This window comes from Sporosarcina sp. ACRSL, assembly GCF_022346605.1.
In the GTDB taxonomy this organism is placed as follows: Bacteria; Bacillota; Bacilli; order Bacillales_A; family Planococcaceae; genus Sporosarcina.
The window spans coordinates 45046-59369 of the sequence record NZ_JAKRNT010000005.1; the positions used below are offsets into that span (position 1 = coordinate 45046).

General features: G+C 47.1%; 12 protein-coding genes. All 12 read left to right on the forward strand.

All coding sequences use genetic code 11. The annotated features are described in order from the left end of the window. Window positions 1–61 precede the first annotated feature (61 nt). The 12 genes from MHZ92_RS08715 to MHZ92_RS08770 all read left to right on the forward strand — a co-directional run bounded on the left by MHZ92_RS08715 (window position 62) and on the right by MHZ92_RS08770 (window position 14324). The gene (locus tag MHZ92_RS08715; RefSeq protein WP_239431294.1) at window positions 62–928 is read left to right on the forward strand and encodes a serine hydrolase domain-containing protein; all 867 of its coding nucleotides are present in this window, start codon (window positions 62–64) and stop codon (window positions 926–928) included. A 309-nt stretch (window positions 929–1237) separates the two neighbouring features. Then, on the forward strand, window positions 1238–2812 hold the full coding sequence (locus MHZ92_RS08720) for a SpoIID/LytB domain-containing protein (protein WP_239431295.1): 1575 nt from the start codon (window positions 1238–1240) through the stop codon (window positions 2810–2812). A 139-nt stretch (window positions 2813–2951) separates the two neighbouring features. Continuing rightward, window positions 2952–3935 (forward strand): N-acetylglucosamine kinase, encoded by a 984-nt coding sequence (locus MHZ92_RS08725; protein WP_239431296.1) that lies wholly within the window; start codon window positions 2952–2954, stop codon window positions 3933–3935. Next, window positions 3932–4891 (forward strand): GNAT family N-acetyltransferase, encoded by a 960-nt coding sequence (locus tag MHZ92_RS08730; RefSeq protein ID WP_239431297.1) that lies wholly within the window; start codon window positions 3932–3934, stop codon window positions 4889–4891. The genes MHZ92_RS08725 and MHZ92_RS08730 overlap by 4 nt, the downstream gene beginning before the upstream one ends. Further along, the gene (locus MHZ92_RS08735; RefSeq protein ID WP_239431298.1) at window positions 4843–5940 is read left to right on the forward strand and encodes a serine hydrolase domain-containing protein; all 1098 of its coding nucleotides are present in this window, start codon (window positions 4843–4845) and stop codon (window positions 5938–5940) included. Before MHZ92_RS08730 ends, MHZ92_RS08735 begins: the two co-directional genes overlap by 49 nt. An 11-nt stretch (window positions 5941–5951) precedes the next feature. Beyond that, window positions 5952–6659 carry a PIG-L deacetylase family protein gene (locus MHZ92_RS08740; protein ID WP_239431299.1) on the forward strand — a complete coding sequence of 236 codons (708 nt, stop codon included), beginning with the start codon at window positions 5952–5954 and terminating at the stop codon, window positions 6657–6659. 51 nt (window positions 6660–6710) lie between these two features. Continuing rightward, a complete protein-coding gene (nagZ, locus tag MHZ92_RS08745; RefSeq protein ID WP_239431300.1) occupies window positions 6711–8273 on the forward strand; it encodes a beta-N-acetylhexosaminidase in 1563 nt (520 codons plus the stop codon). A gap of 121 nt (window positions 8274–8394) precedes the next feature. After that, entirely contained in the window at window positions 8395–9552 is a 1158-nt protein-coding gene (locus MHZ92_RS08750) for an anhydro-N-acetylmuramic acid kinase (RefSeq protein ID WP_239431487.1), read from the forward strand. 239 nt (window positions 9553–9791) lie between these two features. Beyond that, entirely contained in the window at window positions 9792–11117 is a 1326-nt protein-coding gene (locus MHZ92_RS08755; protein ID WP_239431301.1) for an ABC transporter substrate-binding protein, read from the forward strand. A 94-nt stretch (window positions 11118–11211) separates the two neighbouring features. Next, a complete protein-coding gene (locus tag MHZ92_RS08760) occupies window positions 11212–12165 on the forward strand; it encodes a carbohydrate ABC transporter permease (RefSeq protein WP_239431302.1) in 954 nt (317 codons plus the stop codon). Between the two features lie 15 nt (window positions 12166–12180). Then, window positions 12181–13152, forward strand: a complete 972-nt coding sequence (locus tag MHZ92_RS08765) for a carbohydrate ABC transporter permease (protein ID WP_239431303.1) — start codon at window positions 12181–12183, stop codon at window positions 13150–13152. Next, window positions 13149–14324, forward strand: coding sequence for an exo-beta-N-acetylmuramidase NamZ family protein (locus MHZ92_RS08770; protein ID WP_239431304.1), 1176 nt, complete (start codon window positions 13149–13151; stop codon window positions 14322–14324). The genes MHZ92_RS08765 and MHZ92_RS08770 overlap by 4 nt, the downstream gene beginning before the upstream one ends.

The window sequence follows — 14324 nt, forward strand, 5'->3', positions numbered from 1 at the left end:
GTTGTTCATTTACTAAAGTTGCAACAAAGTGGGAGAAATGAATATTAGGGGAATGGTTTTTGTGGATAAAGAAATACTTAAATTATATAAACAGGATGAATCAATTCATACTTTATATGTGTCAAAATCAAATAGAGAGGTAGTTAGATTTCAGAATAAGAAAAATCCTCACTTAATAAATATTCGTTCAATGACAAAAAGCATCGTTTCACTTTTAATTGGGATTGCATTACAAAAAGAATTTATCAAGTCACTCGAAACTCCAATTCATTACTACCTACCTAATGCTCTTGATCATATATCTATAAGAGATTTGTTGACAATGAGCTCGGGTTTTGATATTGATGACAAAAATCTATATAAACTAGTTCTACATAGTGACGACTGGGTAAGGGACATCTTAAACCTTCCATTAGAAAGAAAAGGTACATTTAGATATAAAGGTGTTGACTATCACCTCCTATCAGCAATTATTAGCAAGTCAACAGGGTTACCGTTGTCCGATTTTGCTCAGACAAATCTCTTTTCACCACTCGAAATATCAGATGTTAAATGGGAAAGTGACCCTCAAGGTATAACTGTTGGGAGTTCAGGTTTAAAGATTTCGTTTGAAAGTTTAATAAAAATATCTCAAATGCTAGTTGATAATGGTTTCAAAAATACCGAGGAAATAGTTCCGAGTAATTGGATAACGGCATCTACTACAAGTGGCGTTCCAACAAATTTAAGTTATGGTGATTATGGATTTGGATGGTGGATCAAATCGTATAAAGATAATGAAATTTATCGTGCTCTAGGGTCCGGTGGTCAACAAATGCTTATCTATCCTAAGGAAAGAATTTCAATTATTGTAACTGCTGATTCAAAAACATTTAACCACGTAGAGAGTGAAAATTTGTCAAATAAAATTCTCGACATAATTACGTAATGGTTGAAAAATCCTTCTTCGTCAAATTACGATCAGATTCAAAGGGTTTTATTTGCCTTTACTATTATTGAAAGCGCTCCGCATCTTATGTGGGGCGCCTTTATTTGGCAAAGGGCTCCTTTATTTCATCAAGGGCTCAATTAATCTCGCGAGGACTCAATTCTCTCCGTTTCGACCCCATCTAATCATACTCTTTGAAAATAAATATCAAAAATAGTTCAATAATTTAAAAGGGAATTTCATAGCTTCGTCGAATTTCTACTAGAAGCAACACAAAATTACAAAAATAGTAGAGAGGGTGGGCGATGGATGAAGGTTCTGAAGTATATAGCCGTGGGTCTGTTGGTGTGCACGATGTTTCTTCAAGGGGCAATCGGAAACTATGCGTCTGCGCAAACCGGAGACGATCCGACGATCCGGATCGGAGTCGTGCCGAGTGTCGGATCATTGACAGTCGGCGGGCAAGGAACATTTGACGTAATCGACAAGTTTACAAGAGAAGTTATATTCACTGGAGAAAATGAAGAAGTATTCGTGGAACTAGGCTCCGCTGCTACTTCTCAAACAAATTACAGGCTGCAAGCTGCTTTTACGACGAGTCAGTCCTATATCGACGATTGGCTTCGACGTGCGCACGCCGAAGGGTACCCAACATACCTGGAACCTTATAACAACGGCTACCGTTTGCTCATCGGTGAATTTCCTGCGGATGCTTCCTTCGCAGTTAGGACTGCATTCAAAGATGAAGTCGTCGCAAAAGGATTAGCCGCAAGTGACGCGTACTGGAGACTCATTACGATTGCAGAAGGTGAAACGCAACTGAAAGTGACGAAAGACGGAGAAGTGAAGGAAACTTCAAATCCAGTCCAAGTTGTAGCACCGTCCGGGTTCGTCACGATCAATGGGCAGACGTACCGTGGTCTCGCTGAGGTCGGATTCAACAGCACTGGTACTCTGGCGGGCATCAATGAATTGAGCATCGAGCAATATTTATATGGCGTTGTCCCGCGCGAGCTTCCACCGGTTCCATATGGGGAAGTCGAAGCACAAAAAGCGCAGGCGATCGCTGCAAGAACATATGCATTATCCAATATGGGCAAGCGAAGCGCGGACGGCTATGATCTATTACCGACGACTTCCGATCAAGTATATGGCGGCTATAGTGCGGAACATCCGATTTCCAACGAAGCTGTTGACGGAACAAGGGGCATTGTTGCCACGTATGAAGGCAAGCTCATTACAGCTGTCTTCCATTCGACGAGCGGCGGATTCACAGCGAATAATGAAGATGTTTGGAATTCGGAAGCGACTCCTTATTTGAGAGCAAAGCATGTCGGACAGAAAGGGAATGATCTGAAATACGTCCCTGCATTGGATATTTACAAGAATAGCGACGAGGGCGAGTCATTGCGTGAAGTGAAGAGGGGCGATTTCGAGGCGGACTGGTCCAGATATTATCGTTGGCATTTCGAATGGACGGCAGAGGAGATCAGTGAAGTCATTGGAACCTACTTCAACACGGACGTCGGACAAGTGCTCGAAATCAATGTTACGGAACGCTCCAGTTCAGGCCGTGCAGCTGTCATTGAATTCGTGACCGAAAACGGTACGTTCTATGAATACAAGGATCGTATCCGCTGGGCACTTCAATATATCAATGCGAACGGCACTCCGGCGGTATTATTAAGTACATTGTTCATCATCGAGCCGATCAAGGATGAGGAAACGGATGAGACGATCGGATACAAAGTGGACGGCGGCGGATGGGGACATGGTGTTGGAATGTCCCAAGTCGGTGCGGTCGGAATGGCTGAAAAAGGATATACGTATGATGTTATATTGAAGCATTTTTACACTGGAATCGATTTGGAAACTAGATATTAACTTAATTCAGCCCCCGCTGAATTAAGTTAAGCCTCCGGCGGATGTCACAGATTTTTAGTGGAGTCTTTCGAGCGTGCTCGAAAAAATCTGGACGCAATTACGCCGAGGCGTAATTGATTAGAGGGGCGGTAGTCAGCAAATGTATGTTTTAGGGATAGATGGGGGAGGAACGCGAACGACGGGCGTTGTTGCAGATGAATTTGGAAACGTTTACATGCATGCGGTAACTGGTCGCAGCAATCCGAACACGTTGCAACAGATCGAATTCGAAGAAGTGCTTTGCGGATTGGTAAGAGAGTTGAAAAGGCAGAACGAAGCCATTTTTAATGAAGTATCTGTCTGTTTTGCTGGCATCGCGGGCGTTGGGGAAAGTGGACGGGACGTGGAAGTGGCGGCTTTGTTAACGAAGGAGCTGCCAGCCGGAACGAAAGTGACCGTCCGAAACGATGCGTTTAATGCTTTGTATTCCGGCACGCTCGGCGGACCTGGCATCGTTCAGATTGCAGGCACCGGCGCCGTCACATTAGGCATCAATGAAAAAGGGGAAGTCGCCCGTTCTGGTGGATGGGGTTATTTATTCGATGATGAAGGAAGCGGATTTTATTTAGGGAATGAGGCATTGAAAGCGGTGTTCCGTTCTTTTGATAATCGCGGACCAGCGACATCGCTGACGGATCGGGTTATGGACTATTTGTCTGTCCAAAAGGTACCGGATATTATCGGCAAAGTGTACGGCAAAGAACACCCGCGTTCAGTCGTCGCACCTCTTGCACGCCTCGTGATTGAGGAGGCACAGGCAGACGACGAAGTTTCAAAATGGATTGTGGAGAAAGCTTGCATTGAAATGATACATTCCATCAAAGCATGCCACGACCGTTTATTCGATGAAAAACACCCGGCAACAATCGTGCTGTCGGGCGGTGTCTTCACAGACGCAGAGCAGTTTCTCGGTCGTTTCCGCGAATTGGCCCTTCTTTCCATGCCGAACGCTGTTTTCCAATTGACACAAGTGCCGCCTATCGGAGGGGCGGTTCTTGCGGGATTGGCTGAGCGGCAAATACATGCAGAAGCTGTATTTGTGAGCAGTTTGAATGAACAGCTTCAAGAAAGGGTCACGCCATGAAAGTTGTGCCTATATCCGAAATCAACGTATCCGATATCGTGAAGCTGTGGAATGAAGAAATCGGCGAACGTTTTCCGATGAGCACCGCTTTATGGCATCAAAACACGACAGAAGAGCCGAACGTTCTAAAGGAAGGATCGCTCGCCGTTATCGAAGAAGGGGAACTTCGCGGGTTAATCGTCGCAAAACGGTATGTGGAAAAACTGGATGCACGAATGCAGGCGACGATCGGATGGATTCAATGCATGCTTGTCCGAACATCATCGAGAAATGAAGGGATTGGGTCGGAGTTGTTGCGGCTTGCGGAACAGGCGCTCATTGCTGCCGGAGTCGAAGAAATCCGTTTGGGCCGCGATCCGTGGCATTACTTTCCGGGCATACCGCTCGAAGACGAAGATACAATTAACTGGTTTGAAAAACACGGCTACGTCAAAGGTGGGGTAGAAACGGATCTGATCAAAGATGTACGGGATGGCGAGCTCTATAAGCTAACGAACTCGAGTGAGCATTATCGTCTGTTGACGACAGAGGATATCCCTTCGTTGCTGTCGTTTTTGGAACGGGTCTTTCCGGGACGCTGGCATTATGAGGCCATTCATTATGAAATGATCGGTGGAACTGGAAGGGAATTCATTGGATTTTTCATGGAAGATGAACTGCAAGGGTTCTGCCGGATAAACGATTCACAATCACCGGTCATCGCGCAAAATGTGTATTGGTCCGCACTCGTCAAAGGGGAGATGGGCGGGATGGGGCCATTAGGAATTGACCGCGACATTCGGGGGAAGCATTTTGGACTCGATTTGGTGAAAGCTGCTGCGAATGAACTGATCAACAGGGGAGTGACGGACATCGTCATCGATTGGACGCAGCTCGTTTCGTTTTACGGCAAGCTCGGATTTCAACCATGGAAACAGTATCAATCGATGGCGAAAACAATAGGGGTGGGTCAATGAAAGAAGCGGTTCGGACGTTTTTACAACGTGAAATCAATCAAAATGTGACGCCGGGCGCGGTGATCCGCGTGCGTTATAAAGGGAAGATCATTCTCGACGAAGCGGTCGGGACAAACAGCTTGGATTATGACAAAGTTCCGGTGACGGCGAACCATATTTTTGATATGGCATCCCTGACTAAAGTGATGGTGACGATGCCTGCCGTCCTGCAATTATGTGAAGCGGGCGAAATTTATTTACACGATAAGGTTGCGACATTCCTTCCTTTATTCCAACAACATGGGAAAGAAAGCGTGACGATCCAGCAGTTGCTCACCCATTCTTCAGGATTGCCCGCTCATCGGCCATATTTTGAAAGAAGGCTTCCAGCTGATGAAGTGCTGAAAGAAATCGAAGAGGAAAAACTGGAGTATGTACCGGATACCGACGTCGTCTATAGCGATCTTGGATTCATTCTCCTCATGGCAATTATCGAAAAGGTCTCGGGGCAGAAAATCGACCAGTACGCACGGCGGCATTTATTCGAGCCGATGGGAATGAAAGATACGGGATATAAACCGGCGTATGAGCGGCAACGGTATGCGCCGACTGAGTATTACGAGCATTTGCAAGACCATAAGTATGGGATTGTTCATGATGAAAATACGGAATTCATGGGTGGAATAAGCGGTCATGCGGGTCTGTTTTCAACGATGGAGGATCTGTCCGTCTTTACACAAATGATTGAGAACGACGGAGTGCACGAAGGAAAGAAAATCCTTGATCTCAATTGGCTCGCGCTTTCGAGACGCAATTTAACGCCCTTTGCTACCGAAAGCCGAGGGCTCGGGTGGCAATTGAAAGGGAGCGGGGCGAGTCCTGCTGGGGATTTGATGTCGCAAAGCACATACGGCCATACAGGATTCACCGGCACGAGCTTCTATATCGATCCGGAAAAGGAATTGACGGTCATGCTCCTGACGAACCGGGTATATTTCGGACGGCATCTTGCGATGATCCGCTTGCGGCCCCGCTTACATAATCTCATTTATACATCATTGTTTTCATAGGGGGAATTGGTTTGAAACATGTCATGGTTGTCGGGGCGCATTGCGGCGACGGGGAAATCCAGGCTGGCGCAATCGCCCATAAATACGCGCAGGCGGGGTATCGGGTGACGTTCCTTCATTTGACAGCCGGGGAGAAGGGGGCCCCGCCTCATATCGATGTCGAATCGTATAGGTTGCAGAAAATTCGAGAGGCGGAAGCGGCAGCGGCTATTTTAGGCGGAACGAGCATTACACTCAACCACCGGGATGCCGAGTTGACGTTCAATGAAGAAATCGTAAAAGAGGTAGCGACGATTTTTCGGCGAGAGAAACCAGAATTTGTCATTACCCACTGGGAGAACAGCATGCACCCGGATCACGAAATTTGCCAGAAAATCGTACAGGATGCATGGTTGAAAGCTTCCTTACCTGGATTCGAACTCGACGGGTTGCCGCCACATGGACTTCGCCGCGTGTTCCATAGTGAGAACTGGGAAGACATGGAAGGGTATGAACCGGATATTTATGTCGATGTGACCGATTCATTCGACGCTTATTTGGAGGCGTTGTCGTGCTATTGGTTCATTATGAATTCCACGAGTTACCGATATTACGATTATTATAAAGCGCTCGGAACGATGCGAGGCTGCTTGGCCCGCACGACATATGCGCAAACGTTGAAGAATTCACGGGGCTTGCATGTGAGGAAGGAAGGGCATATTCCGGGATTTCCGATTTGAGGAAGGGTTTTTAGATAAGGATAGGATTTTCTAATTTAAAGGGGGAGCACCATGAGTCTACAGAAAAAGGTTGGTCGATTGCTTATTGCTGGATTCAAAGGCATAACGATGTCGGAAGAAATCAAGCATTTGATTCACACCTATCACATTGGAGGAATCATTTTATTCGGTAGGAATATCGGGACACCCGAAGAAATCCTCGCTTTGACGAACAGTTTGCAAGCGGAAGCGAAGAAGGCGGGTTATGAAACACCATTGCTCATTTGCATCGACCAGGAAAACGGAGTCGTCAGAAGACTCGGGGAAGGGACGACGATTATTCCGGGTGCGATGCTGCTCGGAGCGACCGACGATCCGTCGATTGCAAGAAAAGCTGGATTCCTGACCGGTAAGGAATTGAAGGCGCTCGGCATCAACTGGAATTTGGCGCCTGTCGTGGATGTTAATAATAACCCGAAAAATCCTGTCATCGGGGTCCGTTCTTTCGGGGAGCATCCTATAAAAGTAACTGAGATGGCGAAGAATTCGATGCTTGGCATGCAGGAGGCGGGGGTCATGACAACACTGAAACATTTCCCGGGCCACGGCGATACGAGCGTCGATTCGCATCTCGACTTGCCGGTGATTGACCATGATCTAGACCGGTTGCATGCTGTTGAGTTGGTTCCGTTTAAGGAATGCATTGCTGCGGGTGCGGACGCAATTATGAGTGCGCATGTCTATTTTCCAGCGCTTGAAAAGCAGGAGAATGTCCCTGCGACTTTATCACATTCGGTCATAACGGGACTTCTTCGGGAAGAGCTTGGGTTCAACGGTGTCATCACGACGGATTGCATGGAAATGGACGCAATTGCGAAGCGGATCGGTACAGTAGAAGGATGCGTGCAAGCGGTCGAGGCGGGAGTCGACTTTGTCATGGTGTCCCATTTGCATGATCTACAGGAGCAGGCAGTACTCCGAATGGCGGAGGCAGTCGAGAGCGGCCGGATTTCCGAGCAACGGATCGATGAATCTATCGAAAGGATTGAAAAACTCGCGCGCAACTATACGTCTTGGGAAGAGATTAATGGGAATAAAAAAGTTGCCGAATTTGTCGGCTCAGAGAAACATCATGATGAAATGAAAGAGATTTATAAGCAAGGCATAACAGAAGTGACTGGTCCGGGTATCCCGATCAAAGCGGAAGACCGGGTGCTCCTTGTCCACCCGAAAAACGAATATGCGATGATGGTCGAGGATAAGCGATATGCGACGTTGACGATGGCGGAGCAGTTGAAAAAGGTCCACGGGAACGTCGTGTCCATGCAAATTGATAAGGAAGTTCCGGGAGACGTGAACATGACAGAAATAGCTGGGATGTACGACCATATTGTCGTACTGACGTTGAATGCCGATAAGAATGAAAACCAACGGCAGCTCGTCGATGACTTAGTAGCTAGCGGGAAGCCGGTCGATGTAGTCGCCGTACGGTCGCCATATGACGCGTCGTATTTTCCGAAGGTGAACCGGATCATTTGCACGTATGAATTTACGGAATCTGCGTTTGAAGTCGTTGCGGAATTTTTGGCAGGGCAAACATCGATCTTAGGTAGATTGCCGGTTACAATTGGATGAGTGAAAATTCTTTTTAGAGAAACAAATTTGTATTGATATTTAATTTCAGAAGGTTTAAAATGTCGGTAAGCGCTTACAGTTAGTAGTTTAGTAGATTGAAAGGGGAATGCCCGTGAAATCAATGCGTGTCTGCGGATTAATGTCCGGCACGTCCTTGGATGGCCTCGATATCGCTGTTGTCGATTTCTCTTATGAGGAGGGCAAGGTTCGGCATGAATTGATTCATTTCAAGACGATGCCTTTCGACGACGGGCTTAGGGAGGAACTGCATAAGTTGATGGATCCGGCGGCGCCATTGCAATTTGTTTCCTCGATGAATATGTATCTCGGGGAACGATATGCAGATTCGCTGAAGGAAGCTTTACAGGAAGCAGGTATCGGTTTGGAAACGGTAGACCTTATCAGTTCCCATGGCCAGACAATTTGGCATGAACCCGCGGTTGACCTTGACCGAGCGTTCGCTCGTCCGAATACGATGCAAATCGGGGATATCGCTGTTATTGCGGAACGAACAGGTAAAAAGGTCATCGGGGATTTCAGGACGCGTGATATGGCTGCAGGCGGGCAAGGTGCCCCGTTAGTGCCATATGCGGATCATGTTTTATTCCAGTCGGAAACGGCAGGGCGCATCCTGCTCAATATCGGTGGTATCGCCAATATGACTGTGCTGCCGCCATCTGGATCAGAGCAACCGATCATAGCGTATGACACGGGGCCTGGAAATATGGTGATCGACGCATCTGTTGCGAAACTAACGGACGGACAGCGCTCATTCGATCAGGACGGCGAATTGGCGAAGGATGGAACGGTCGACGATGAATGGCTTGAGAGCCTAATGGGTCACGACTATTTCGCAGCACCGACGCCGAAAAGCACCGGCAGGGAATTATTCGGGACCACATATGTCGATGCGTTTTGGGCGGAAGGTGATGAACGCGGACGATCGGCTGCCGATAAAATCGCGACCGCCACGATGCTGACAGCAAAAACGATAGCGACGGAGATAGAAAGATATATACAATCTCATGAAGTGAAAGAAGTGATCGCTAGCGGAGGTGGTGTGCACAATCGGACATTGATGGAGTTCTTGCAAAAGCTGTTGCCTGAGAAAATTCGGATTGTAACGACTGGTCATATTGGAATCGATGCAGATGCGAAAGAAGCGTTCGTTTTTGCATTGTTAGGCTACTTGGGCATCCATCAAAAGCCGAATTCCTTGCCTGCGGCGACCGGAGCGGAGCGAGCTACGATTATGGGGAAAATCGCGTACGGTTTATGAGTTTTTATTGGCGGTTATGCTTATATTTGGGGATTTATGCGTGAATCCAGCAAGTTATGCGTCACTGGCGGCGTTTATGCGTGAGTTTATAGATTTATGCGTGTTTAGCAGCGTTTATGCGTGAGTTTAGCGTTTTATGCGCATTTGGCAACATTTATACATGTTTTATAGATTGCTGTTGTTCCAGCTGTCGATAAAAGATGGGGAAGTTCACAGACAAATAAATTGGGGGTTCAAACATGAAGAAGCTTTGGAAGAAATCCGCTCTTGCTGCTTTATCACTCGGGTTAGCTGGCACAGTGCTAGCAGCTTGCGGTAATAAGGAAGAAGCGGGAAATGCTGATGAGTTCAAAGGGAAGATTACCATTTGGGATGGTCCAAGATGGCCAGACGAAGATGATAATAAGTTCCACTGGCTAGAACAAAAGATCAAAGAATACGAGGAAGCGCATGACGGCATAGAAATCGAACTGGTCCAAGTGCCATGGGCGGAAATGGGAGATAAGCTCGGCGTTGCGATTGCAGGGAAAGCTTGGCCGGACATCGCTCCTGTCGACATTAGCGGCAGTTCGGTGAGCATCGATCATATCGAACAAGGCGTCATCGAATCATTAGATCCGTATTTGGACAAAGATGCGAAGGCGGACTTCTATGAAAATGCGTTAGATGCGTATACGTATGATGGCAAGTTATATGGAATTCCGAACAGTATTACATTGCATACGATGCTATTAAACTTGGATTTATTTAAAGAGGCAGGCGTAGAGCCGCCGAAAGACGGAAAGTGGACTTACGACGAATTTTTACAAGCAGCGGAAAAACTGACGTTTGACCGGGATGGCGACGGCAAGACGGATGTATACGGATTCTCGACGTACATTCTGCCTGGTTATTATGAAGCGTGGCCGTTCTTCTATAAAAATGGCGGATCGCCACTTAACGAAGACATGACGGAGTTCACATTTGATTCACCGGAAGCAGTCAAAGCAATTCAAGACTTGGCTGATTTGAAATTGAAGCATAAAGTTGCGCCAGAAATGCACGGCGGCAATGACGTCGGCGGCACATTCCAAGCATGGGCGAATGAAGAGCAGCGTACGGTTGCAATGCAACCATGGGCAACATGGGCAATCGGTGCGGCACAAGGCAAATTTCCGACAAACTTCATGGTTGCTGAATATCCGTCAGGGGATAAAGGCGCAGCTACAATCGGCGGTGTTGGCGGATGGGTCATGATGCACCAAGAGGATGCGAACAAGAAAGCGGCGGTCGCAGATTTCATGAAATTCATTTCTACAGCTGAAGAGCAATACCATATGGCACAACACTACGGTATCTTCCCTGCACGCATCAGTGCGTCTGAAATGGATCCGTTCAAAGACAATCCTGAAATGACACGTGCAATGGAAATGTCTGACCAAGTCGTCATGCTTCCGCGTCATCCGGAATGGAAAAAAATCGACGAAGCGATCCAAAGTGAGCTGCAGCTCGTGTTCAATGGTGAAAAAACAGCTGAACAGGCCATGGCGGATGCTAAAAAAGCAGTCGATCAAATATTGAAGTAAGCAGTTTTGATTCAAACAGACCAAATATTGCAGAAATAAATGAAAGCAGGCTATGCATCGCGTACGCCTGCTTCACTTTTAGGGGGTGTCAACCATGACTCAGATGCCTATGGGTGCAGTGCCGAAAAAGGAAAAGGAAAAACTGAAATTAATCGGGAAAAAGAATGGGAACTCAAGGAAACTGTTTTACGAGATGAAACGGAACTATAGCTCGTACCTCTTTCTACTGCCGAAACTCATTCTATTTACGCTTTTCGTTGCAATCCCTGTTGTGTGGGCATTCATCCTATCCTTTCAAAAATACAAGATTTTCGGCAGTGAATTTGTCGGGTTCGAGAACTACATAAAAGTGTTCGAGAGTGATGCATTCCGCATTGCATTGAAAAACACAATGCTATTCACTGTTGTGACAGTTCCATTTAGTGTCATAAGCGCCCTCGTGCTGTCGACGCTCATCTTCGAATTGGGGAAGCTGTCCCAAAGTCTGTTCAGGTCAGCCTTCTATTTACCAACGGTCACTTCAATGGTCATCATCGCGATGGTGTGGCGCTGGATGTACAATTATGATTTTGGACTCTTCAACTATGTGCTCGGATGGTTCGGCGTCGGTCCTGTCAATTGGCTCGGGCAGTCAAATACGGCGTTATGGGCGTTGATCATCATGCAATGCCTCATTCCATTCGGTGTCGGAATCATTATGTATTTGGCATCGATGGGATCGATCTCCCAATCATTGTATGAAGCAGCGAGGATGGATGGCGCAAGCCGTTTCAAGCAATGGATCCATATTACGATCCCTTTATTGAAACCGACGACATTGTATTTGGTTCTCCTGAGTACGATTGGTTCATTCCAAGTATTTACGCAAATCATCATGATGACAGGGGGAGGACCGGGGAGCGCGACAGAAACGCTCGTCCACCTCATTTACAAAACGGGCTTCCGAGATTTCGAATTTGGGTTGGCAGGAGCCCAATCCGTCGTATTATTTGTCATTATCCTCATCTTTTCTGTCATCCAATTCCGGGTGCTTCGCCATGATGAGTGATTGGGGGATAGGGAAATGAAGAAAAAACCGCTCGATCGTTTAAATAAACTAATTATATTCGGATTGCTCACTGTTTTTGCAGTTGTATCTTTGCTCCCGCTCTACTGGGTATTTTCGACTTCGCTTCAGTTGAGCAGTTATCAATCCCAAGATATGGAACGGCCGGTTTCGTACGTCGATTCCAATCCACCGAAAATGTATCCGATGGGAATTCCGCTTTATTTCAAGCATTGGGGCGAGGCAAGGGAAGCGGCAAAAGCTGGAGATGCAACGGAGGAAGCCTACCATCGCGACATGATGGACCATATCGTTTCAAATTCATTTGCAAGTTTTAAGACATTGTTTAAGAAACATGATGTCGGAAAATGGTTTTTCAACAGCCTTTATATAGCCGTAGTTGTCACAATCGGCATCTTGCTCATCGACTCGATGGCAGGCTATGTACTGGCAAAGAAAAAGTTCCCTGGGCGGAATCTTATTTTCTGGGTCATCATTTCCACGATGATGATCCCCGGGCAAGTGACCCTCGTACCGTTATTCATCATGGTCGGGAACCTTGGATTGATGGATACGCATTGGGCATTGATCCTGCCCGATCTTTCAATGGTATTCGGCGTATTCCTCATGAGACAGTTCATGTATTCTATTCCGGATGAATTATTGGAGGCTGCACGAATGGACGGTGCAAGTGAATGGAGGACGTTTTGGACAGTCGTCCTGCCGCTAGCAAAACCGGGACTTGCAGCACTCGGCATCTTTACATTCATGAACGTGTGGAATTCATTCCTTTGGCCGATCATCGTGTTGAATACTGCAAAGTTGTACACATTGCCGGTCGGTTTAAAAACGTTGCAGGACGCGAACTTGGCTAGCTTTAAGTTGCTTATGAGCGGGGCTGCGGTCGCGGCGATTCCGATGATCATCGTCTTCATCTTGTTCCAGCGCTACTTCGTACAAGGATTGACGCTCGGCGGCGTGAAGGAATGACGATGGGACAGCTTCATAACGTGAAACTTGGCGTAGATGTGCTTTTTGAAAGGGACTTGTCGGAACTTCGAGGGAAGCGGATCGGTTTATTGACGAATCAAACAGGGGCGAATGCCAAGCTTGTTTCGACAATCCGGCTATTCCATAATCATCCGGATCTTCGATTGACCGCCCTTTTCGCACCAGAGCATGGGCTGTTGACGAATGCGAAGGAAGGGGAGAAATTCACCGATACGGTTCATCGGTCGACTGGAATTCCAGTGTTTAGTCTTTACGGACAGACAAAGAAACCGACCGACGCGATGATGGGGCAAGTTGACATTGTCGTCTTCGATATTCAAGATATCGGCGCGAGATATTATACGTACATTTATACGATGGCGTATATGATGGAAGCTTGTGCACGGACGGGCAAAAGGATGATCGTCCTCGATCGTCCGAATCCGATTGGCGGGGAGAGGGTCGAAGGGAATTTCGTCGATCCAGATTACACATCTTTCGTCGGGCTTTACCCGATTCCGAACAGGCACGGCATGACAGTCGGTGAACTGGCTGTTTATTTCAATGAAGAGTACCAGATCGGCTGTGATTTGGAAGTCGTCTCAATGGAAGGGTGGAAACGGTATTCATTCCAAACGGAGAACGGGCTTCCTTGGATTCCGCCTTCACCGAATACGACATCGCTCGATATGATGCTGTTGTATCCGGGTACTTGCTTGGTGGAAGGAACGAATCTTTCCGAAGGGCGCGGGACGACGCAGCCTTTTGAAATAATCGGGGCTCCTTTCATTGACGGGGAGAAGCTACAGGATCAAGTAAATGCTTTAGGGCTGGAAGGGATTCATGCACGCGCGCTCGCTTTCACACCGACGTATCAAAAGTATAATGGCCAGCTTTGTGAAGGAATCCAGTTGCATATAACGGATCGAAAAACGTTTCGGCCAGTGGAAACAGTTACCTCGGTCCTTTCAGTCATCGCTTCGATGTATGCCGAGGAACTTGAGTTTTTAGAGTATGGCAGCTTGCGGCATCTGATGTTCGATCTGCTCTCTGGGAACGATGTATTGCGCCAAGGGCTTATGAAGGGAGATATCCATTCTTACCGACAGCAATGCAAACGGGACACGGAAAGATTCATGGAATTGAGAGAACGTTACTTACGGTATAGATAG

Bases quoted from the DNA above. Each gene is read 5' to 3' on its own strand.
- MHZ92_RS08730 (WP_239431297.1), top strand. From the start codon at position 3,932: ATGAAAGTTGTGCCTATATCCGAAATCAACGTATCCGATATCGTGAAG.
- MHZ92_RS08770 (WP_239431304.1), top strand. From the start codon at position 13,149: ATGACGATGGGACAGCTTCATAACGTGAAACTTGGCGTAGATGTGCTT.
- MHZ92_RS08720 (WP_239431295.1), top strand. From the start codon at position 1,238: ATGAAGGTTCTGAAGTATATAGCCGTGGGTCTGTTGGTGTGCACGATG.
- MHZ92_RS08765 (WP_239431303.1), top strand. From the start codon at position 12,181: ATGAAGAAAAAACCGCTCGATCGTTTAAATAAACTAATTATATTCGGA.
- MHZ92_RS08755 (WP_239431301.1), top strand. From the start codon at position 9,792: ATGAAGAAGCTTTGGAAGAAATCCGCTCTTGCTGCTTTATCACTCGGG.
- MHZ92_RS08760 (WP_239431302.1), top strand. From the start codon at position 11,212: ATGACTCAGATGCCTATGGGTGCAGTGCCGAAAAAGGAAAAGGAAAAA.
- MHZ92_RS08725 (WP_239431296.1), top strand. From the start codon at position 2,952: ATGTATGTTTTAGGGATAGATGGGGGAGGAACGCGAACGACGGGCGTT.
- MHZ92_RS08735 (WP_239431298.1), top strand. From the start codon at position 4,843: ATGGAAACAGTATCAATCGATGGCGAAAACAATAGGGGTGGGTCAATG.
- MHZ92_RS08750 (WP_239431487.1), top strand. From the start codon at position 8,395: ATGCGTGTCTGCGGATTAATGTCCGGCACGTCCTTGGATGGCCTCGAT.
- nagZ (WP_239431300.1), top strand. From the start codon at position 6,711: ATGAGTCTACAGAAAAAGGTTGGTCGATTGCTTATTGCTGGATTCAAA.